General features: G+C 39.0%; 16 protein-coding genes and 1 tRNA gene. 9 read left to right on the top strand and 8 right to left on the bottom strand.

Annotated elements, in window-relative coordinates:
• Positions 1-13: 13 nt before the first annotated feature.
• Genes BUR11_RS18240 through BUR11_RS18225 form a run of 4 tightly spaced genes read right to left on the bottom strand, consistent with a single transcriptional unit; the run spans position 14 to position 3,543 of the window.
• Complete coding sequence (locus BUR11_RS18240) at positions 14-940, bottom strand: aspartate carbamoyltransferase catalytic subunit (protein ID WP_074226449.1); 927 nt, start codon at positions 938-940, stop codon at positions 14-16.
• Between the two features lie 2 nt (positions 941-942).
• Positions 943-1,491 carry a bifunctional pyr operon transcriptional regulator/uracil phosphoribosyltransferase PyrR gene (gene pyrR, locus BUR11_RS18235; protein WP_074226448.1) on the bottom strand — a complete coding sequence of 183 codons (549 nt, stop codon included), beginning with the start codon at positions 1,489-1,491 and terminating at the stop codon, positions 943-945.
• 34 nt (positions 1,492-1,525) lie between these two features.
• Positions 1,526-3,148, bottom strand: coding sequence for a hypothetical protein (locus tag BUR11_RS18230; protein ID WP_074226447.1), 1,623 nt, complete (start codon positions 3,146-3,148; stop codon positions 1,526-1,528).
• Positions 3,145-3,543, bottom strand: a complete 399-nt coding sequence (locus tag BUR11_RS18225; RefSeq protein ID WP_074226610.1) for an EVE domain-containing protein — start codon at positions 3,541-3,543, stop codon at positions 3,145-3,147. The genes BUR11_RS18230 and BUR11_RS18225 overlap by 4 nt, the downstream gene beginning before the upstream one ends.
• A 101-nt stretch (positions 3,544-3,644) precedes the next feature.
• On the opposite strand from BUR11_RS18225, the gene polX reads away from it, so the two are divergent.
• Positions 3,645-5,360, top strand: coding sequence for a DNA polymerase/3'-5' exonuclease PolX (gene polX / locus BUR11_RS18220; RefSeq protein ID WP_074226446.1), 1,716 nt, complete (start codon positions 3,645-3,647; stop codon positions 5,358-5,360).
• A 415-nt stretch (positions 5,361-5,775) separates the two neighbouring features.
• Here the strand turns inward: polX and BUR11_RS18210 are convergent, their stop codons facing one another.
• The 4 genes from BUR11_RS18210 to BUR11_RS18195 all read right to left on the bottom strand — a co-directional run bounded on the left by BUR11_RS18210 (position 5,776) and on the right by BUR11_RS18195 (position 10,130).
• Positions 5,776-8,310, bottom strand: coding sequence for an ATP-dependent Clp protease ATP-binding subunit (locus BUR11_RS18210; protein ID WP_074226444.1), 2,535 nt, complete (start codon positions 8,308-8,310; stop codon positions 5,776-5,778).
• Between the two features lie 84 nt (positions 8,311-8,394).
• On the bottom strand, positions 8,395-9,015 hold the full coding sequence (locus BUR11_RS18205) for a WbqC family protein (protein WP_074226443.1): 621 nt from the start codon (positions 9,013-9,015) through the stop codon (positions 8,395-8,397).
• Positions 9,016-9,065: 50 nt separating this feature from the next.
• Positions 9,066-9,695: an L-threonylcarbamoyladenylate synthase gene (locus BUR11_RS18200; RefSeq protein WP_074226442.1), complete on the bottom strand. Its 630-nt coding sequence runs from the start codon at positions 9,693-9,695 to the stop codon at positions 9,066-9,068.
• 3 nt (positions 9,696-9,698) lie between these two features.
• Entirely contained in the window at positions 9,699-10,130 is a 432-nt protein-coding gene (locus BUR11_RS18195; protein WP_074226441.1) for a (deoxy)nucleoside triphosphate pyrophosphohydrolase, read from the bottom strand.
• A gap of 89 nt (positions 10,131-10,219) precedes the next feature.
• On the opposite strand from BUR11_RS18195, the gene mltG reads away from it, so the two are divergent.
• From mltG to BUR11_RS18155, 8 genes are all read left to right on the top strand, one after another.
• A complete protein-coding gene (gene mltG / locus BUR11_RS18190) occupies positions 10,220-11,263 on the top strand; it encodes an endolytic transglycosylase MltG (protein WP_074226440.1) in 1,044 nt (347 codons plus the stop codon).
• Between the two features lies 1 nt (position 11,264).
• A complete protein-coding gene (locus BUR11_RS18185) occupies positions 11,265-11,669 on the top strand; it encodes an acyl-CoA thioesterase (protein WP_074226439.1) in 405 nt (134 codons plus the stop codon).
• Between the two features lie 12 nt (positions 11,670-11,681).
• Entirely contained in the window at positions 11,682-12,665 is a 984-nt protein-coding gene (locus tag BUR11_RS18180; protein WP_074226438.1) for a YihY/virulence factor BrkB family protein, read from the top strand.
• A gap of 103 nt (positions 12,666-12,768) precedes the next feature.
• Entirely contained in the window at positions 12,769-14,589 is a 1,821-nt protein-coding gene (locus tag BUR11_RS18175) for a DUF885 domain-containing protein (protein WP_074226437.1), read from the top strand.
• Between the two features lie 133 nt (positions 14,590-14,722).
• A tRNA-Ser gene (locus BUR11_RS18170) sits at positions 14,723-14,807 on the top strand.
• Positions 14,808-14,972: 165 nt separating this feature from the next.
• Positions 14,973-16,355 carry a purple acid phosphatase family protein gene (locus tag BUR11_RS18165; RefSeq protein WP_074226436.1) on the top strand — a complete coding sequence of 461 codons (1,383 nt, stop codon included), beginning with the start codon at positions 14,973-14,975 and terminating at the stop codon, positions 16,353-16,355.
• Between the two features lie 202 nt (positions 16,356-16,557).
• Positions 16,558-19,221 (top strand): DUF7133 domain-containing protein, encoded by a 2,664-nt coding sequence (locus BUR11_RS18160; RefSeq protein WP_074226435.1) that lies wholly within the window; start codon positions 16,558-16,560, stop codon positions 19,219-19,221.
• Between the two features lie 190 nt (positions 19,222-19,411).
• On the top strand, positions 19,412-21,196 hold the full coding sequence (locus BUR11_RS18155; RefSeq protein WP_074226609.1) for a hypothetical protein: 1,785 nt from the start codon (positions 19,412-19,414) through the stop codon (positions 21,194-21,196).
• The last annotated feature ends 8 nt before the right edge of the window (positions 21,197-21,204 follow it).

Raw genomic sequence — 21,204 nt, 5'->3', positions numbered from 1 at the left:
TGAAGTATCACGATTAATTTCTAGCTCCAGCAAGTAAATAGAGTACAGCCATTCTAACTGCCACCCCATTCTGAACCTGTTCCAGAATAATAGCATGCTCTGAGTCAGCAACATCTGAACTCAATTCCACTCCCCTATTGATGGGACCTGGATGCATGATTACAATCTCTTTATCCAACTCTTCCAACATTTTTCGGTTGATCCCATAGTAGAGTGAATATTCTCTTAAGCTTGGGAAGTATTTGATTTGTTGACGTTCCAACTGAATTCTCAAGACATTTGCCACATCGCACCATTGAAGAGCTTTTCTCACATCCAGCTCCACCTTTACTCCTAAGCTTTCTACATATTTTGGCAACAACGTGATTGGACCGCAAACCATGACTTCAGCCCCAAGTTTTTGAAGGCAGAAAATATTGGAGAGTGCAACTCTGGAATGAAGTATATCTCCAATAATGGCCACTTTCTTTCCAGCAACGTCTCCAAGTTTCTCTTTAATAGAGAAAGAATCCAATAATGCCTGGGTTGGGTGTTCATGGGTACCATCTCCGGCATTTACAATATTTGCCTTCACATTTCTACTCAAGAAATGAGGAGCCCCTGGGCTGGAATGCCTCATTACTACCATGTCCACTTTCATAGACAAGATATTATTCACGGTATCTACCAGAGTTTCCCCTTTTTTTACGGAAGAATTGCTGGAAGAGAAATTCACCACATCAGCAGACAATCGCTTTTCTGCCAATTCAAAGGAAAGTTTGGTTCTGGTAGAATTTTCAAAAAACACATTGGCAATGGTAATATCACGCAATGAAGGCACCTTTTTAATGGGCCTATTGATCACTTCTTTGAAATTTGCCGCTGTTTCTAATATTAATTGAACATCACTTTCTGTGATGTTTTTAATTCCTAACAGGTGTTTGGTGCTGAGTTGAGACATGATTAATTTTTATCTTTCTCTGTGATCCAAATTGCGTCTTTTTCGTGCCCTTGCTCCTTCCATTCTACAATTACATATTGGCTTTCCAGGGTATTGATTCGAATACCGTAATAGTCTGGCCTAATAGGGTAATCCCGGGTAAGTTTTCTGTCTACAAGCACCATCAGCTCTACTTTTTGTGGCCTTCCAAAAGCAATCATGGCATCCATGGCTGCTCTCACTGATCGACCTTTGTAAAGCACATCATCTACCACAATCACCTTTTTGCCCTCTACCAAAAAATCAATTTTGGTTTCATTGGCCTTTAGCGGCAAATCTCTTCTACGGAAATCGTCTCGATGGAATGTAGCATCCAAATAACCTGATGGTACTTTGACTCCTGAAATTTCTTCAAGCAAGGAAACAATCTTATCAACCAGCAATGTTCCTCTGGGTTGTAATCCTAAAAGTACCGTATTTTCGAAATCGTCGTGATTTTCGATGAGTTGATGACAGAATCTCCTCAGGGTGATGGCAATCTGTCCTTCGTCTAAGACTAGCCTTTTTTGCATGGGTAAGATTTGGGGGTAAATATAGGAAGAATTTCTAGTCTAGAGACTCTTCTGGCTGGTACAAATCACCGTCTACCAAAATTTTGGTAGCAAAGAAAACATCTCGAACCTGTTCTTTCCCACTTTCATCTTGATATCTAATTCTCTGATTTCCACTCAGTAAAAAATACCGATCATACCAGTGGACAAATTTCAAACTTTCCGGATCAGTATCTTTGATTCGCTCATTTTCTTTAATAAGCTCTAATTCAAAGTGCTGATTTTCAAGTATTTTTTCACCATTTCTGAAAAAACTTAACACCACATCCAAATTTTCTACGTAAACATGGTAAACATCATCTCCCACCACTGCCATTTCTCCAAATGGCTCCGAATAGGTAGTTGTAAAATCATCGTAGGTATTTGAATTATCCCATAATACATTCCCTTCCTTCGCAACCTTCGCAAAATGAGCAGACACATATCTATATTCAGTAGACACTTGAAAATTACTACTATAAGGATAGTTGTTTTGATAAAAGGGGTCCGCAAAATAAGGGGTATACCCCATCCTATTTAAACGATCATAGCGATATGCACTAGATGCTGAATACACTCCAGGTCGAGTATTTCCTCTCGAATTAACCATTGTGTAATGATCAAAGTAAACTACATAGGAGTCATCTGTAGTGTACACGTCTCGGATAGAATAGATATTTCGAATCGTTGGGACCTTCTCCTTTTCAAGATTTTTAATCACCTCAGCATCTCTCCTTTCTTTATCCTTTTCATCGAGGTAATTAAAAAAGTTAGGGAAATCTTCTAATGTGTATTTTTTGAATTGATACTCTCCAAATTCGTTGATATCCATGATATACATCCCTAAATACACATCTCTTTTATCATACCCATATGCACCGATCATGGCCTGTTGGTATTCTGACATAGGCAACAACAAACCATCTAGGATATCTTCATCTGAATCTCCAAAATTATCAACTTTGATTTCCCTCATTAGATTTCCTTGAAGATCATAGGTATTCAGCAAAATCTCTTTCCTTCTATTTTTCACCTCTCTACTGATCACAATTTCTATTTCCTTCAACTCCGGAATTTTTCGAAGTTGTAATACCTGGGTATTAGGATTATATATCCCCTGTACGGTCTGAACGGAATTTAAATTGAGATCAAAAATCTGGAGTACCGGATTTCTTTCTGAAATCCCTAAAAATAAGGCCTTATCCTCCAACACTAAAAATTCCACCAATTCCATATCCAATAAATTATTGGCATCTATCTCCAACCCCTTATTGGTTTCCAAATTGATTTTAAAAATATATTTATCCGAATTTGTTGAAGACCCTTTTTGCAATAAAAGGAACAGGAATCCTTTATCTACATCAAATCCAACAATATCAAAGCCTTCTTTTACCGGGAATTCAATAACTCCAGTACTATTCAGATCAAAGTCACTTTTGAAATACTGTAACTTCCTCCTGAAATTCAGACCTTTTTCGGGAACTGTGCGAAACGCAACTAGCCCATCTTCAAGTCTGGTCATTTCAAAATTTGGCTCATACATCTCCGAAGGCACTTCAAGTCGCTCAATGAACTTTACCTGTGCCCATGCCGAACCAATAAGGAATAAAAAAAAGAAACTTGTTAAGGATAATTTCATGAACTCATTTTAAGGATAATATCAAATTCGTCTTTTTGGAGAGACATTACAGAAAGCCTTGTTTGCCGCAACATCAACATTTCCGATAAGGCATCTTCTGATTTGATTTCTTTTAATGAAACGGGATTATTCAAGTCCCTGTTCACTTTCAATCTTACGGCTAACCAATCCTTATTGGTGGGATCTGGAAAACTTTCCTCCGAAACTTCTGCTATCCCCACTACTGCTTTTTCTTTCCCACTATGATAAAACATCACCAAATCCCCTAACTTCATATCACGTAAAAAGTTACGAGCTTGGTAATTCCTTACTCCATCCCAAACATCTTCTTTCTTTTTTTTGAAATCTTCCCAGGAATATGCCCCTGGCTCCGATTTTACCATCCAATAATTCATTTCTTTAGAATTAAATTTCAATTTTAAGTTAAGGTTTCGACCTTTAATTTGAAACAATAATTAAAGACATTTGTCTCATTCCAACATATAAAGAAAAGATTTTGGACCACAAGACTATCCTGAAAAAATTAAAATTATGTATTCAACTCATGGAGCTTCATGAGGAGAACTCATTTAAAATAAGAAGTTATCAAAGTGCGCTCAATTCCCTCGAACGTGGAGATCAAGATTTAATGGACCTAAGCGAAGAGGAATTACAAAAAATACCCGGAGTCGGAAAAAGTATTTTGGAAGCGATTCTTTCTTTGAAGGAAACAGAAACATTCCCTGCCTTGGAAGAACTCCTGGAAAAAACACCTTCAGGCGTTTTGGAAATCCTTCAAATAAAAGGACTTGGCCCAAAAAAAGTAAAAGTGCTCTGGCAAGAAATAGGAATCACCAGCACCCATGAACTAATGGAAGCCTGTCAATCTGGTAAAGTTGCCAAGACCAAAGGATTCGGGGAAAAAACCCAACAGACCATCATTGAAAATCTTGAGTTTAAAGCCTCAAACGAGGGAAAGTGGTTGTATGCTGATGTAGAAGAAACCATCCTTGCGTTATCGAAAGAATTAGAAGCACTTTATCAGAGATCAGAATTTGGGCTAGTAGGAGATTTTGCAAGAAAAATGGAAATCATTTCCTCTGCAGAATGGCTGATTGGGATGGAGTCTTTGTTCGGTGGCAAGGAGAAACTTAAAAATTGGGACTCCATTACCTGGGACATGTCCGCTTCAGGGCCATTTGCTTGGAGAGGAAAAGTTAATGACCTGGACCTTTTGGTAACAGTTCACTTTTGTAGCAAAAAGGAATTCGTATGTAAAAAAATACTTCTCAGTTCCTCCCCTGCTTTCTTGAGTGAATCAGTCACCGAAAAAGAAAACGTGGGTGATCTCCTCAATAAAAATGACTATTCCAATGAAGAAGAGTTTTTTCAAAATTACAAGTTGGAATTTATTCCTGTAGAAATGCGGGAAGGTTTTGGAGAAGTAGCCTTGGCCAAAGAACATAAGATTGGAAAATTATTGGAGGACTCAGATTTAAAAGGAATTCTTCACAATCATTCAACCTATAGTGATGGAAAGCATAGCTTAAAACAAATGGCAGAATATTGCCGAGATTTAGGCTATGAATACCTTGGGATTTCTGACCATAGCCGCACTGCTTTTTATGCAGGAGGATTGGAAGTGGAACGTATCATCAAACAGCACCAAGAAATCGATGAGCTAAATAAGGAATTGGCACCTTTCAAAATTTTCAAAGGAATAGAAAGTGACATATTACCCGACGGAAGTCTAGATTATCCTGATGATGTCTTGGAAAGCTTTGACTTCATCGTTTCTTCTATTCATTCTATTTTGAACATGGATATCAAAAAGGCTACAAACAGATTGTTGACAGCCATTGAAAATCCATATACGACCATCTTGGGACATCCCACTGGTAGACTATTATTGAGAAGAGCCGGCTATCCTATTGATCATAAGACCATCATTGATGCATGTGCAAAAAACAAGGTGGTCATAGAAATCAATGCCAACCCTTGGAGATTGGACCTTGATTGGAGATGGGTTCGATATGCTATAGACCAAGGCGTCATGCTTTCAATCAATCCAGATGCCCATGAAATGGATGGATATTCGGACATGAAATATGGAGTATTGACCGGTAGAAAAGGTGGCCTCACAAAAGTCATGACCTTAAATGCGCTTTCGAGAGAAGAGATTGACTCTTTCTTTTCCAAAAGAAAGGCTTCGATTAAATCTAAAAGCAAATAATCTCAGTCTTCGCATTCTTTACCTATCTTCGCCTTTCAGTTAAGAATTCAATTATGAAGTGGACAAATCAGCCAGACTCTGTATTATTGGAAAGGTCATTCCTTTTCGGGATAATCGGAATTGTTCTGGGAACTTTATCAATATTAAATAGCAAGTTTTATTTGGTTGACGCTCCTATGGGCCCATTAAATGGGGTGAGCTTTTCATTACAACTGGTAGCTATAAGCTTGGCTATTTTGGTTTTAAGAAAAAGAAAAGTTGACCCAAACATAAAAGAGAAAGCTCAAAAAATGATCGTGGTTTTAGCTGTCGCCTTTTTGTTTTTTATTCTATCTATGTGACCTCAAATTTCAACAAAACTTAAAAACCCCGAATCATTTTTGACTCGGGGTTTTATTTTATCCAAAAGACAAAATTAATCTGCCTTTTCTTTCTTTTTATTTACTGAAATAATCAATTCAGAACCTTCTCCAGGATAATCAGCTGTGATGACATCCCCTTCTGACAAATCACCTTTTAGAATTTCTTCTGCTATGGCATCTTCCAGGTATTTCTGAATGGCTCTATTCAACGGACGTGCACCATACTGCTGGTCATAACCTTTTTCAGCCAAAAATGCTTTCGCCTTATCTGTCAACTCAATTTGGTAGCCCAAATCAGTAATTCTGGAGAACAGCTTATTCAAACTGATATCGATGATTTTGAACAAATGCTCCTGAGTCAAAGAATTGAAGACCACGACATCATCCAAACGGTTCAAGAACTCTGGACTGAAAGCCTTTTTCAAAGCAGACTGAATAGTAGATTTTACCACATCATCCATGTTGTCTTGCTTAGCCTTGTTGGCAAAACCAATTCCAGCTCCGAAATCTTTCAGATCACGAACCCCAATATTGGAAGTCATGATAATGATGGTGTTTCTGAAATCTACTCTTCTACCCAATCCATCTGTCAATATTCCATCATCCAATACTTGTAGAAGGATATTGAATACATCTGGGTGCGCTTTTTCGATTTCATCGAGCAAGACCACTGAATAAGGCTTTCTTCTTACTTTTTCGGTAAGCTGACCACCCTCTTCATAACCAACGTATCCTGGAGGCGCTCCCACCAATCTGGATACGGAGAATTTCTCCATGTATTCAGACATATCTATTCGAATCAAGGAATCATCTTTATCGAATAGGTAAGTAGCAAGCATTTTTGCCAACTCAGTTTTTCCAACACCTGTTGGCCCTAAGAAAATAAAGGAGCCAATCGGCTTTTTAGGATCTTTAAGTCCAACTCTCGTTCGCTGAATTGCCTTCGTTAATTTCTTGATGGCTTCATCTTGACCAATTACTTTTCCAGCCAATTCCTCATTCATGTTGAGCAGTTTTGCTCCTTCATTCTGAGCGATTCTCTTCGCTGGAATACCAGTCATCATTGCAATCACCTCAGCAACATGCTCTTCATCGACTGTAAATCTCTTTGACTTACTTTCTTCTTCCCATTTAATCTTAGCTACATCAAGTTGCTCTAACAACTTCTTCTCTTTATCCCTCAACTGTGCTGCTTCTTCATATTTCTGAGACTTAACAACACGGTTCTTTTCTGTTTTGATATCTTCTACTTCAGCTTCCAGTTTAAGGATTTCCTCTGGAACATGAATATTGTTGATATGCACTCTTGCACCCGCTTCATCTAAAATGTCAATCGCCTTATCTGGCAAGAAACGATCAGAGATATAACGATCAGACAATTTCACACAAGCATCAATGGCTGCGTCGGTATAATTTACATTGTGGTGATCCTCGTACTTGTCCTTGATGTTATTCAAGATTTGGATGGTCTCTTCAGGTGAAGTAGCATCCACCATAACCATTTGGAAACGACGTGCCAAGGCACCATCCTTTTCGATGTATTGTCTATACTCATCCAGAGTAGTTGCTCCAATACATTGGATTTCCCCTCTGGCCAAAGCCGGTTTAAACATATTGGATGCATCTAATGATCCGGATGCTCCTCCAGCTCCCACTATGGTATGAAGCTCATCGATAAACAAGATCACATTTGGAGACTTTTCCAACTCGTTCATCACTGCTTTCATTCTCTCCTCAAACTGTCCTCTATACTTCGTGCCTGCAACCAATGAAGCAAGATCCAAAGTCACCACTCGTTTGTTGAATAAGACTCTTGAAACTTTCTTTTGAACAATTCTAAGTGCTAGACCTTCCGCAATGGCAGTTTTACCAACTCCTGGCTCACCGATAAGAATTGGGTTGTTTTTCTTTCTTCTGGAAAGAATCTGAGCTACTCGCTCAATCTCTTTTTCTCTACCGATGATTGGGTCTAATTTATCATCCTCCGCCATCTTGGTGAGATCACGGCCAAAATTATCCAATACCGGAGTTCGGGATTTTTCAGCACCTGCTTTTGAACTGCCAGAACCACTTCCTGTAGAACCAAATAATTTTGATCCATCCTCATCACCATCCTCTGCTTCTGCTCTTGCTCTAGGTGAGGCACCTCCATCAGATTGCATCTCCAACATTTCTTTTACAGAGTCATAATTGACATCAAATTTATTTAATATCTGAGTGGCAATGTTATCCTCATCTCTAAGAATGGAAAGCAATAGATGTTCTGTGCCAATAAGTTGGCTTTTAAATATTTTGGCTTCCAAATAGGTAATCTTCAATACCTTTTCCGACTGTCTTGTCAGCGGTATGTTGGCCATATTTTTCACATTGTGATTTGCGGTACCTTTTACGGCTCTTTCAATCGCTCCTCTCAATTCATCCAAAGGCACTCCTAGTTTTTTTAGAATGGAAACAGCTACACCTTCCCCCTCTCGTATCATCCCCAGTAAGAGGTGTTCCGTACCAATATAATCATGTCCCAGGCGAAGCGCTTCTTCACGGCTGAGAGAGATCACCTCTTTAACTCTGTTTGAAAATTTAGCTTCCATTTATTTCCTTTCTGATTGTTTAATATTCCTGTACGTATGTTACCGAATTTGTTTTAAAAACACAATCCTTTTAAGGATTGTTCATTAATTTTTTACAGAACTTAACAAAAGCTTTTTTGCTTCTGTTCCCATGCAAAACAACAGATCCAGAACACTTAAATTTGGCTCAAAGTCTGAGCCAAAAAGTTGGGCATAGGGTACAGGCAAGTAAAGTTCCCGCTCTAAAAACGAGCCTGAAGGCTTAATTTGCCCTCTTAAGTCCAAATCCACCTGTTCTTCATCTATCTTTTGGCAAACAGTCAGCTTGCCAGAATACCTTAACAGCTTGAGACATATTGTCAGCATTTCATAATTTAAATCCCATAAACTGGCATGTTTTTTCTCAAAAACAGGCTCGATATATGGAAAAAAAAATTCAAAAAAAGGTGCTTTCCCATAGGCCGACTGGATCCCTCTCACATGAATTTTCTGCCAATTTTGAGAATAATCTATCAAAACTTTGTTTAGAGGAAGTCTTGGTCTCCTGCCTTGAATGGGTATACTTAGGGATTCGACTTTATTTGCCAAGCGAATTCTAGTCCTATTTAGGTATGATTGCCGTTGGTATAATTCATCAGGTGACACGAGGATTTCATCTGCATCTACGACAGCAGTAAAAAACTCTAAGCATGGGATAAAATGTAAGTCAACTACGACTCTCTTCATAAATTTGGATGTTCTTTTTCTAATTTTGAACGGGAAACCTCCAATAAGATTTAGATGATATCATCCACATTTCCTAGCCCCTGTCTTACAATTTCCACTTCATCTCCCAAGCAGTCAAGAATGGTGGAACCCACATTTTGACCATACCCACCATCGATTACTACATCTACCAAATGTTCGTACTTTTCGAATATCAACTCTGGATCCGTGCTATACTCGATTACTTCATCTTCATCTCTAATGGAGGTAGATAACAAGGGTTGTCCTAACTCCTCCACGATCATCCTAGGTACCGAATGATTTGGAACACGGATTCCTACGGTTTTTTTATTGCTATGCAAAATCTTAGGAACTTGGGTATTCGCTTCTAAAATGAAGGTGAAAGGACCAGGGAAAGCCTTTTTCATCATTTTGAAAACTGGCTTGGAAATAACTCTAGTGTATTGGGCGATGTTACTGAGATCTGCACAGATAAATGAGAAGTTATGCTTTTTGGGATTGATTCCTTTGATTCGGCAGATTTTTTCTACCGCTCGCACATTGGTGATATCACAACCCAAACCATAAACAGTATCTGTTGGGTAGATAATCACTCCCCCATCCCTTAAGATATTTACGATTTGACTTATCCTTCTGGGATCAGGGTTTTCTTCATACAAACGAATAAATTCAGCAGCCATCGGTTAATTTTTAGCCCTATTGGTATTCCTACTTCGAAAAGCCTGCCAGTTTTCTAAAAGTTCATTATAAACTGGAATATCAGCAGGAGCCCAATTTAACAATCTTAACTCTTCTATTTCCAGCCAATCGACTCTCTCATGCTCCAAAACACGAATATCTCCTGATTTCCAGCCACATATAAATGGAATTAATTCAATTATTTTTTCTTCGGAATAGGCATACTTAGAAACTGTCAATTGGGAATATACAGAAACCTCCATCCCTAATTCCTCCTTGATTTCCCGAATTAAGCTTTCTTCTGGACTTTCTCCTTGCTCTAGCTTTCCTCCGGGGAATTCCCACATTCCAGGTTGGCTCATAGTAGAAGAACGTTTGGCCACAAGCACTTTATTTAAGTGAATTATGATCGCACAAGAAACTGATATGGTTTTCATGAAGTTAAATATAAAGGAAGGAAAAAGATTCAAAGTAGGAATTGACAGGTAATTCCTAGGAAAGGATTTTTCCCTATTTTTGAAGCGAAATGCAAACAGATAAAAAGAATAAACTATTCCTGGTATTGATCATCTCCTTTTCGGTGTTGGCCATATCTATGTCCTTTTACTTTTACCAGGTCTTTTTCAGCCCAAATGCTTTATTGGAAACCGAACAAAACTATACGCTGAAAATACCAAGTAATGCCACTTTCAAACAAGTGAGCAATCAGCTGTATGATGACAAAGTGATCAATGATGTGGTAAGCTTTTCATTTGTTTCTAAAGTCATGGGGTATCAGGAAGCAGTGAAGCCGGGATTATATATCATCAGTCCAAAGATGACCAATATTGAATTGGTGCGACATCTACGTTCGGGTAACCAGGCACCGGTTAGAATCACATTTAATAATATCAGAACCAAAGAAGATCTAGCGGAAAGGATTACCAAAAACCTGGAAATCGATGAAGATCAATTTTTGAGCCTAATAAAAGACTCTGTTTATATTCGAAAGTTTGATTTCGATGAAGAGACCATCATGAGCATGTTTATCCCAAACACTTATGAAGTTTGGTGGAACACCAGCCCTGAGTCTTTATTTGATCGAATGTATAAGGAGTATCAAGCGTTTTGGACTGCAGAAAGAAAATCCAAAGCTGAAGCCATTGGACTCAATCCAAAAGAGGTTAGTACGTTGGCGTCTATTGTTCAGTCCGAAAGTCAAAAATCCGACGAACGACCCAAGATTGCTGGAGTTTATTTAAACAGACTTCGATTGAATATGCCCCTACAGGCAGACCCTACCCTGGTTTTTGCTTTAGGAGATTTCACGATCAAACGAGTACTGAATGTGCACAAAGAAATAGAAAGTCCTTACAACACCTACAAATATTCAGGGCTTCCTCCTGGACCAATCAATTTGCCAGACATTAACTCATTGGAAGCTGTATTGAATGCTGAAGACCACAAGTATCTTTATTTCTGTGCAAAAGAAGATTTCTCTGGGTATCATGCCTTCGCTACCAATTTAGCACAACATAACGCCAATGCGAGAAGGTACCAAGCTGCACTGAACGCTGCCAAAATTTATTAAAATGTACACTTCAGAAACACAAGTTCGAGTTAGATACGCCGAAACTGACCAAATGAGTTATGTGTATTATGGAAATTATGCCATGTATTTTGAAGTAGGCCGGGTAGAAGCCATGAGAAATATCGGGTTTAGCTATAAGGAAATGGAAGAAAATGGAGTTATGATGCCCGTACTGGAAAGTCATTACACCTACCTTAAACCTGGAAAATACGATGAACTTCTAACCATTCGTACCACCATCCCAACAATGCCTGGGGTAAAAATTAAATTTGAGTACGAAGTATTTAATGAACAAAATGAACTGATTACCAAAGGCTGGACTTCTTTGGCCTTTTTAAAAAAAGACAGCCATCAGCCTACAAGACCTCCACAGAATTTATTAGCTTTATTAAATCCATATTTTTAGAAAAAGCAACTTGTGGTCAAAGAAAAGATTCGACTATTTCAGAATCGCCTGGAAGAAAAGGCTAAGTATTTTCAAAAGGTCCATTTTGGAGATCCAGATAAAAACCTATACGACGTAGGCCGGATTTTCGTACAGCAGCTTCAAAAGGATGACATTGTTGAAAGAGCAGGCTCTGTAGCATTTAGCTTTACCTTGGCCCTGTTCCCCTTAATTCTGTTTCTTTTAAACATTGTCCCCTATTTACAGGATATTTTCCCAATAGTAACCACTCAAAACATTCTGACTTTTGTTCAGGAAATATTACCTGGTGAACTGTATTCACAAGCAGAAACCACGATTATGGATATTGTATCCAGACCCAGACAAAGCTTGATTTCCTTAGGTTTTTTCTTCGCTCTTTTTTCTTCCACCCAAGGAGTGGTATCCATGATGAATTCTTTCAATTCCGTTTATCAAACCAAGGAAAATAGAGGTTTTTTTCAATCCAGAATCATTGCTGCCAGTATCGTTTTTCTTTTGGTTTTGACCATTGTAGCAGCAAGCACGGTGATGATTTTGGGTAGCGTGATCATTCAAAGAGTAGATGAACTTCAGGTATTTAATTCTGGATTTATGATTTTCCTTTTTTCTACTTTAAAGTTTCTGGTGCTATTGTTTATGTTTTACATAGCGACTGCATTTATTTTCAGGTTTGCTCCCGCTGTACATGATAAATGGAAATTCTCATCTACAGGAGCAATTTTGGGAGGGTTATTGATTACGTTGGGATTTTATGGCTTTACTTTTTACCTCAACAATTTCGCCAGTTATAATAAACTTTATGGCTCCATTGGTACTTTGATCGCTTTGATGCTTTGGTTATTGATCACTTCATTGATTGTATTGGTTTGTTTTGAAGTCAATGTTAGTCTGGACTTAGTGGAAGAAGAGAAGAAACTCAGGGAATTTGAGGAGGAAGAGGGCTACGAACCTATTATCACTAAGAATAATGATTAGGCATGTAGCCCCCATTCGATATGAGTAAAAGCTTCCTTTTATTTTGATTGACTATATTTAGATAGTTAATCATGTTTTAAGGCCCATCACCAATCAAATTCCAATGAAACCCCACTTCTTTAGTCTAATTATCACCTGCCTACTGCTAGCAGGCTGCGAAACAAACAATGTACCTTTAGATCAATCTGAAGAAATCAATGCTTGGTTTGATGAGGAATATGAAGAACTCCTACAAATGAGTCCTCTCCAACTAACTGCTCAAGGAAGAAAAGATCATTATTCTGAAATCGATGATATGAGCGAAGAGGCAGAAAAGAAAACATTGGAGTGGTTGAAGAAAAGTGTGGAAGAAATGCATGAGCAATTTTCTTTCGATCAACTAAACAAAGAGGCTCAACTTTCTTGGAAACTATGGGAATACCAATATGAACAGGCGGTGTTGAGTTGGGAGTTTAGAAGATCTGGCTACATTTTCAATCAAATGAATAGCATGCATTCTACCCTGCCTCAGATGCTCATCAATTTTCACAAGGTAGATTCCATTGCAGATGCAGAAGCCTTGTTTAATAGGTACACTGAAGTAGGCCGAGCAATCAAACAACTAATACAAAGAGCCAAGCTTCAAGCAGAATCAGGATACAGGCCTCCCAAATTCGCATATGAATATGTAATTCAACAATCTGAATCCTTGATTCAGGGACCACCTTTCATGGAAGGTGATAAAAACTCTGCCTTATGGAATGACGCCATTTCAAAAATTTCAAAATTAAAGGAAGAGGGAAAAATTAATGAAGAACAGGAAGAAAAACTTTTGAGTGAGGCAAAAGAATCTCTAATAAATGGCTTCAAACCTGCCTACGAAGAATTGATTTCCTGGTTAAAATCAGAGCTGGAACACCTTGAAGATAAGCCTACTGGTCTTAGCCGGCATGATAACGGGAAGGAATATTATGCTTTCCGTTTGAAAACCTCCACCACCACTGATCTTACTGCGGAAGAAATCCATGAGATCGGATTACAAGAAGTGGCTAGAATTCAAAACGAGATGCTTGCCATCAAGGACCAAGTTGGCTTCGAAGGAGATTTGAGAGAGTTTTTTGAATTTATTAATACCGACCCACAGTTTTTTTATCCTAATACAGATGAAGGCAGAATGGGATATCTTAATGATTCAAAAGCATTTTTGGACACCATTACTCAAAAACTACCTGACTACTTTGGAATCCTTCCTAAAGCTCAATTGGAAGTAAGAAGAGTAGAAGCATTTCGAGAGCAAGATGGGGCGCCACAACATTACTCTCAAGGAACTCCTGATGGAAGTAGACCAGGAACCTATTACGTTCACCTTTCCGATATGAAATCAATGCCGAAATCCACAATGGAAGGTGTCGCCTATCATGAAGGAAATCCGGGTCATCATATGCAAATTTCGATTCAACAGGAATTAGAAAGTATTCCAAAATTCCGAACACAGTTCTTTTTCAATGCATACGTGGAAGGTTGGGCCTTGTATTCAGAAGCTTTAGCGAAGGAAATGGGGCAATATAAAAATCCATACTACGATTTTGGTCGCTTAGTTAATGAAATTTGGAGAGCAATTAGATTGGTTACAGACACGGGGCTACATGCCAAAGGTTGGACAGAAGAAGATGCCATCAACTATTTTGCAGAAAACTCTTCTATTGCCCCAGGAGCTATCCAAGCAGAGGTACGTCGATATATGGTAATTCCAGGTCAAGCTACCGGTTATAAAATCGGAATGCTAAAAATTCAGGAACTCAGAGCAAAGGCAGAAAGTCAGTTAGGAAATCAATTTGACATCAAAAAATTCCATGATAAGATTTTGGAACAAGGAGCCCTTCCTCTGAATTTGTTAGAAGAAGAAATCAATCTTTGGATTACCGAAACACAGTCAGGCAGATAACTTTTGACGCCAAGAAAATTTTTCTCTCAAATAATCAGCACCTTAGAACAAAAAGAAAGAATCTGTTTTGCAAAACACATGAATTCCCCTACTTTTGCAATCCTAATCAGGGAATAAAACCTGATAACGACCTAGAGGAGTGGCAGAGTGGTCGAATGCGGCGGTCTTGAAAACCGTTGTACCGCGAGGTACCGGGGGTTCGAATCCCTCCTCCTCTGCACTAAGCCTGATACTGAAAAGTGTCAGGCTTTTTTTGTACAAACCGATCCAATCTCCAATCCATATTAACTTATAGTTAGGAGATTGCTATTTCTTTTCGAGAAAGTCTCTTTCCCTAAAAGAAACTTTTATCTTGGGAAACAATTATTTAAAAGCTTTTCTGTATGAACCATTCCCCATTCAAACCATTATTCTTTTCACTTCTTTTCTGTTTTTTAGTTTTCGAATCCTTTGCTCAAGAACCTGTTCCTTACACAGCTCCAATATTTGATATGGAGTGGAGCAAACCAAGTGTATACCCTGATCGAATCATCATTAATTTCGGAGCAAATCCAGCCAGCGAAATCAGTGTTACTTGGAGAACCAATGAAGAAATCGATACTGCTTATGTTGAAATTGCTAAAGCCACAGGTGATCCCAAATTTTGGGAAAACAAAGAGACCCTATTAGCCAACACGGAAGTTCTAGATGCCGACACCATCGAAACTGCAGAAGTATTGGCCCACTACCATTCCTTGGAAATAAAAGACCTAGAACCTAAAACAATCTATGGATATCGCGTTGGGGATGGAGAGCGATGGAGTGAATGGTTCCAGTTTGAAACTGCCTCCGACCAATTGGATGATAAATTCTCCTTTTTATATGTAGGCGATGCCCAAAATTACATTTTGGAACTCTGGTCCAGGCTTATTCGGGAAGGATTCAAAACTGCTCCTGAGGCTAAATTTTTCATACATGCTGGAGACTTGGTCAATACTGCACATAAAGAGCAAGATTGGCACGAATGGTTTACTGCAGGAGGTTTCATCCATAGTATGATCCCTGCTGTTCCTACCCCAGGAAATCATGAATACAGAGCGAAAGATTCTTTAGAAAATGCTGCCAAAGAAAGAAGTTTATCCATTCAATGGAATCCACAGTTTACTCTCCCTCAAAATGGTCCTGAAGGGTTAGAAGAAACGGTCTATTACATGGATTACCAAGATGCAAGAATCATTTCTTTAAATAGTAATCGTGAATTGGAAGTCCAAGCTGAATGGTTAGAAAATTTATTACAAAAAACTACTCAAAAGTGGATCATCGTCACCTATCATCACCCCATGTATTCTGCCTCTTCAGGAAGAGATAACCCGACTCTGAGAGAAATCTGGAAACCAATTTTTGACAAATACCATGTGGACCTTGCCTTGCAAGGACATGACCATAGCTATGCTAGAGGAAGGGTCTCACCTGGAGAAAATATATTAGAAGGGGTAAATCTCAGAGATCAAACCGGAACGGTGTATGTGGTCTCTGTCAGTGGAGGGAAAATGTATGACGTAGGCGGAGACTGGACAGACCTAGGAGCAACCAAAGATCGAAGTGGGGAAAACACCCAATTATTTCAGGTCATCACAGTGGAGGGAAATCACTTACTTTTTGAAAGCTACACAGCAGTTGGCGAATTGTATGATTCATTTGAATTGATCAAGACCGAAGATGGCCCAAATAAATTCATTGAGCTACGAGCAAAAGCCATTAATGAAAGAGTAGAACCAGAAAATTAAATCTGACCTCATCATAGGGCATAGGGTTGAAGAAATGAAATGTATTTCTAAGAATCCTATATTCATTCAACCACTCATCCAATGAAGCAATAGGTTCAACAAGGAATCAAAGCATCTTAAGGCTTAAAGTATTTGAATCTTTTATATTTGAGGGCTCAAAAAATCAGCATTTAATAAAAAAGTAACCTATTTACATTTTAGCATGACTAAAATCAGAATTCCAATTTTAAGCACCCTGTTGCTTTCTTTACTTTTTGGTTGTTCCAAATACAAACCTGCCACCACGTTAGATAATGATGAACTGAAGGCCTACTTCAGCCCTGCCAATGTCGACCCTAGCAATATCCCGGCAGACAGCACTCTACTTGACATGACCAACATTGCAGGCCCAGATATCGTGCCGAGTCCTGCTTGTTTGGCTGTGAGCCCCAATGGTGAAATTTTCGTGGGAGTAGATATGATGGGTTCTTTGGGTAAAGAGCCTGGAAAAGGAAGTATTGTCAAGTTGATAGACCGCGACAACGATGGGGTTTATGAAACTCATATTGAGTTTGCAAAAGCAGACAACCCACGTGGTATCATGCCTGTAGGAGATCAAGTCTTTGTCCTGCATACGGTGTTCAACGAAACTACCGGGGAAGCGGAAAGAATGGATTTAGTGGAGTTTGTTGATAAAGATCATGACGGTGTTGCTGACGGTCCTGCAAATCCTCTGATCAAAAACATTTGTTCTCCAGAATCATTAAGAAGCAGAGGAACGGACCACGCTACCAATGGCATCAGAATGGGTATCGATGGATGGATCTATGTAGCGGTTGGTGACTTTGGCTTCCATGAGGCAGAAGATAGAAGTGGCAAAAAGATGACCATGCTTGGTGGTGGAATCGTAAGAGTTCGACCTGATGGAACAGAAATGGAAGTGTATGCACACGGTACTAGAAATATTTACGATGTAGCCATTGACCCATTTATGAATATCTATACCCGAGGAAACACCAATGATGGAGGTGGATGGAACATTCGCTTTATCCATTATGTCCAAAGTGGAGAGTATGGCTATCCTAGCCTATTTAAAAACTTTACTGACGAAATCATTCCTGCCTTAGCTGACCTAGGTGGTGGTTCAGGAACAGGTTCCTACTTCATGGATGATGACCGTTGGCCAGCGGAATTCAATCACGTACCGATGATGGCTGATTGGGGTAGAAGCCAACTTTTCATTCACAGAGTAACTATGGATGGACCTGGTTTCACCCAGCAAGACGAACGGTTTATCAAACTTTCACAGATCACCGATGTGGATGTGGATGGATCAGGAAGAATGTTCTTGGCTGCATGGGATGGTGCCGGTTATAAAGGAAGCCCTGAAAAAGGATATGTAGTAAAAGTGGTTCCAAAAGATTGGACTTACGAAGCATTTCCTGATTTGAAAGCTGCCTCAGTCGCTGAACTTGGAGAATTGTTGAAAGCAGGTAATTCTGTGACTCGTTTCCATGCGCAGCAAGAGCTTTTAAAAAGACCTTTGGACGAAGTAGCTATGGAGGCTTTGAAAATTGCGCAAGACAAAACTTTACCGCTTCAAAATCGAGTAGCTGGTATTTTCACTTATGCCCAAGCGGCATGTACAAACGGAGTCGAAGAATTATTAAAGCTTAGCGAAGAAGATAAAATCCGAGAATTCGCGTTAAGAGCTCTTACTGATCGAAAGTCTTGTTTGAGCAATGTTCCCGAGGAGCCATTTCTAGCTGCAGTGCATGATGCTAATCCAAGAGTACAAGTAGCAGCTATTGTTGGGTTGGGCAGATTGGGCAAGAAAGATGCAGCGAAAACATTGCTTGAAATTAATGTTCCTGCTTCTGCAAAAATCCCTCAACCTGGAATAGAAGGTCCGCATGCCACACCAAATTCAGACATTATCTTACCACATTTGGCGGTGAAGTCTTTGGTGGAGCTAGACGCTGTGGATGCGACAGTAGAGGCCATCAGGACAAATCCCAAATTGGCACTTTGGACCTTAAGATACATGCATGACCCAAAGGCAGTTGAAGGCTTGATGAATGCCTATGAAGGATCAAGCGACCAAGAATTAAAAGATGAAATCCTAAGTACCTTAGCCAGACTTTATATGGAAGAAGCTCCCTATGATGGCAGCTGGTGGTGGAGTACCAGACCTGATACGCATGGCCCTTATTATAAAGGAATTACTTGGGATTCTTCTGATAAAATCAAAACATTCCTAGTTCAGGAATTTGAAAAGTCTAATCCTTCCAAAAAGAATTTCTTTGCAGGATTAAATGATCGAAATAGATTGGAAATCTCTGAATTGGGAACCGTTTCTGAGGAAGTAATTATCGAAGAAAACCCACAGGTAGACTTTGAAGCTATCAAAAATAAAAAAGGCCAGGTAGGAGAATCTTCCATCGAAGATGTAATCTTGGCTGTTGCTGCCATCAAAGGTGATCCTGTAAAAGGAAAAGCATTATTCACTAGCCAAGGTTGCATTGCATGCCATAGCATCGAAAAGGGTGATGTAATGAAAGGTCCGTTTATGGGGCAAATTGGTTCGATCATGAATCGTGATCAGATCACGGAATCCATCATGAAACCAAATGCCTCTATTTCACAAGGTTTTGCTTCTTTTATGATTGATACCAAGGATGGGGATACTTATATGGGCTTTATCACCGCAGAATCTGCGGATGAATTAACTCTTCGTGATATCACAGGAAAAGCGACGACCATCCAAAAGAATAACATCAGAAGTAGAAAAGAGATGGAAAATTCTATCATGCCTGCTGGATTAGCCAATTCGCTTTCATTTGAGGAATTAGCATCACTAGTTACTTATCTTCAGCAACAAAAATAACCAATAGGTCATTTTTACTTGAAAGGTCTCAATGGCAAATGCTAATTGAGACCTTTTTTTTGTCTTGATCTATTCTCATCCTTAAAAACATGATATAAATCACATCTAACGCTGATTAAAGGCACCCCCTATTAGGCCCTTGCAGGAGATTTCCTTGGTAATTTTGAACCTAAATTTTATTGGAACTATTATGAATCAAGCTATCTCTCCTCATTCTTTTCATATTCCTGTGATGGGATTAGGATTTACTGTGGACAGTCCGATCAAAGTTGCCAAGTATGGTATCTCCAGTGTGATTTCCATTATGGATGACCATCTGTTGGAAGATATGAGAAGAATCTACTCTGAAAAATTCGATCTTCCTTATTCTCCTATTTCCGAAAAAGAAGAAGATTTCAAAGCCAAAAGAACAACTGCATTTTTAGACCTGACCCAGTTGCTGGTGGACAAACAAATCCAAGAAATCAAAAATGCTATTCCTGAGAAAGGTCAATTATTCCAAAACTACATCGATCTACTTCCTGAAGCCCACCCACTGAAGCACTTAGCCCAGGAATTAATACATCAAGATCTTACCCCTCAACAGGTTGAAACCATAAAATCCATGATTCTTCCCGGAGCAATTGATGTCAACATCATGACCAAGGTAGACAAGATGAATTATGACCAAAATGGTGATTTGCTTCCAAGGGAATTCTCAGATGCTTTGGCCGCTTTAAGAGGTTTTGCTAACAGTAAATTATCTAGCTCTGTAATCTTTTCTGCTGGACTAAACCCAGCACTCTATAGCTATGCTGAGCAATTTGATTGCTTTTTCCCAACGCCTCAACATCCAAATTCTAAAAGTATTATTCTAAAAGTTTCTGATTACAGATCGGCCTTGATACAAGGTAAATTTCTAGCTAAAAAAGGGCTTTGGGTTTCAGAATTTAGAATTGAATCAGGATTGAATTGCGGAGGCCATGCATTTGCCACAGATGGTTTGTTGGTCGGCCCTATTTTAGAAGAATTCAAAACCAATAAAAAAGAACTGCAATCTTCATTGATGGAGGTCTACGAGAAAGCCTTAGAAGCAAAAGAACTAAGTGTGCCCCAAACACCTGGGATAAAAATCACTTACCAAGGTGGAATCGGAACTTCCAAAGAAGATAGCTTTTTACGAAATTATTACCAATTAGACGGGACAGGTTGGGGAAGTCCGTTTTTATTAGTTCCTGAGGCAACTTCAGTCGATGAAGACACACTCCAGCGAATCTTGAAAGCAAAAAAATCAGATTTTTACCTGAGCAATGCTTCTCCACTTGGAGTCCCTTTCAACAATCTAAAAACCAGCAGTGGAGAGGATCAACGCAAGCAAAGGTTAGAGCGAAATAGACCTGGAAGTCCTTGCTATAAAAAGTTCTTGTCTTTTAGTACAGAGTTTACCGATAAACCTATTTGTACAGCATCCAGACAATATCAAAACCTGAAAAGTAAGCAATTTCAAAATGGTGAAATTTCAGAAAAAGAATGGAATGAAGTGGCTGAAAAAGACTGCTTGTGTGAAGGGTTAAGCGCTCCGGCTATTTTATCCAATGGGTCCACTCCAAGGAGAAACCTAAATGCAGTGACCATTTGTCCTGGCCCTAACCTAGCGTATTTCAAAGGCACCTTTAGTTTAAAAGAAATGGTCTCTCATATCTACGGAAAATTAAACCTTAATCTGGATTCAGAAAGACCTCATGTATTTGTCAAAGAGGCCCAGTTGTATGTCAGCCATTTGAAAAAGGAATTTCAAAACCTTATCGCTAGTCCTTCTAGCAAGCAAGAAAATTACCTGGACAAATTTCAAAAAAATCTAGACCAGGGAATTGAGTATTACCAACACTTAATCCAAACAGTACAGCTAGATTCTGAAGAGATGCTTGAAAAAATGAAAGTTCAATTAAAAAACCTTCAACAGGAACTCAGTGTATTAAAACCCACATTAGCCTAATTGAATAT

Origin of the sequence: Algoriphagus halophilus (assembly GCF_900129785.1) — a bacterium.
In the GTDB taxonomy this organism is placed as follows: Bacteria; Bacteroidota; Bacteroidia; order Cytophagales; family Cyclobacteriaceae; genus Algoriphagus; species Algoriphagus halophilus.
This window is presented reverse-complemented; position numbering and strand designations above follow the sequence as displayed.

Coding starts and splice junctions, on each gene's coding strand:
- BUR11_RS18210 (WP_074226444.1), bottom strand. CDS start 8,310: ATGGAAGCTAAATTTTCAAACAGAGTTAAAGAGGTGATCTCTCTCAGC.
- BUR11_RS18155 (WP_074226609.1), top strand. CDS start 19,412: ATGAATCAAGCTATCTCTCCTCATTCTTTTCATATTCCTGTGATGGGA.
- mltG (WP_074226440.1), top strand. CDS start 10,220: ATGCAAACAGATAAAAAGAATAAACTATTCCTGGTATTGATCATCTCC.
- BUR11_RS18185 (WP_074226439.1), top strand. CDS start 11,265: ATGTACACTTCAGAAACACAAGTTCGAGTTAGATACGCCGAAACTGAC.
- BUR11_RS18225 (WP_074226610.1), bottom strand. CDS start 3,543: ATGAATTATTGGATGGTAAAATCGGAGCCAGGGGCATATTCCTGGGAA.
- pyrR (WP_074226448.1), bottom strand. CDS start 1,491: ATGCAAAAAAGGCTAGTCTTAGACGAAGGACAGATTGCCATCACCCTG.
- BUR11_RS18175 (WP_074226437.1), top strand. CDS start 12,769: ATGAAACCCCACTTCTTTAGTCTAATTATCACCTGCCTACTGCTAGCA.
- BUR11_RS18240 (WP_074226449.1), bottom strand. CDS start 940: ATGTCTCAACTCAGCACCAAACACCTGTTAGGAATTAAAAACATCACA.
- BUR11_RS18195 (WP_074226441.1), bottom strand. CDS start 10,130: ATGAAAACCATATCAGTTTCTTGTGCGATCATAATTCACTTAAATAAA.
- BUR11_RS18200 (WP_074226442.1), bottom strand. CDS start 9,695: ATGGCTGCTGAATTTATTCGTTTGTATGAAGAAAACCCTGATCCCAGA.
- BUR11_RS18160 (WP_074226435.1), top strand. CDS start 16,558: ATGACTAAAATCAGAATTCCAATTTTAAGCACCCTGTTGCTTTCTTTA.
- BUR11_RS18230 (WP_074226447.1), bottom strand. CDS start 3,148: ATGAAATTATCCTTAACAAGTTTCTTTTTTTTATTCCTTATTGGTTCG.
- BUR11_RS18165 (WP_074226436.1), top strand. CDS start 14,973: ATGAACCATTCCCCATTCAAACCATTATTCTTTTCACTTCTTTTCTGT.
- BUR11_RS18205 (WP_074226443.1), bottom strand. CDS start 9,015: ATGAAGAGAGTCGTAGTTGACTTACATTTTATCCCATGCTTAGAGTTT.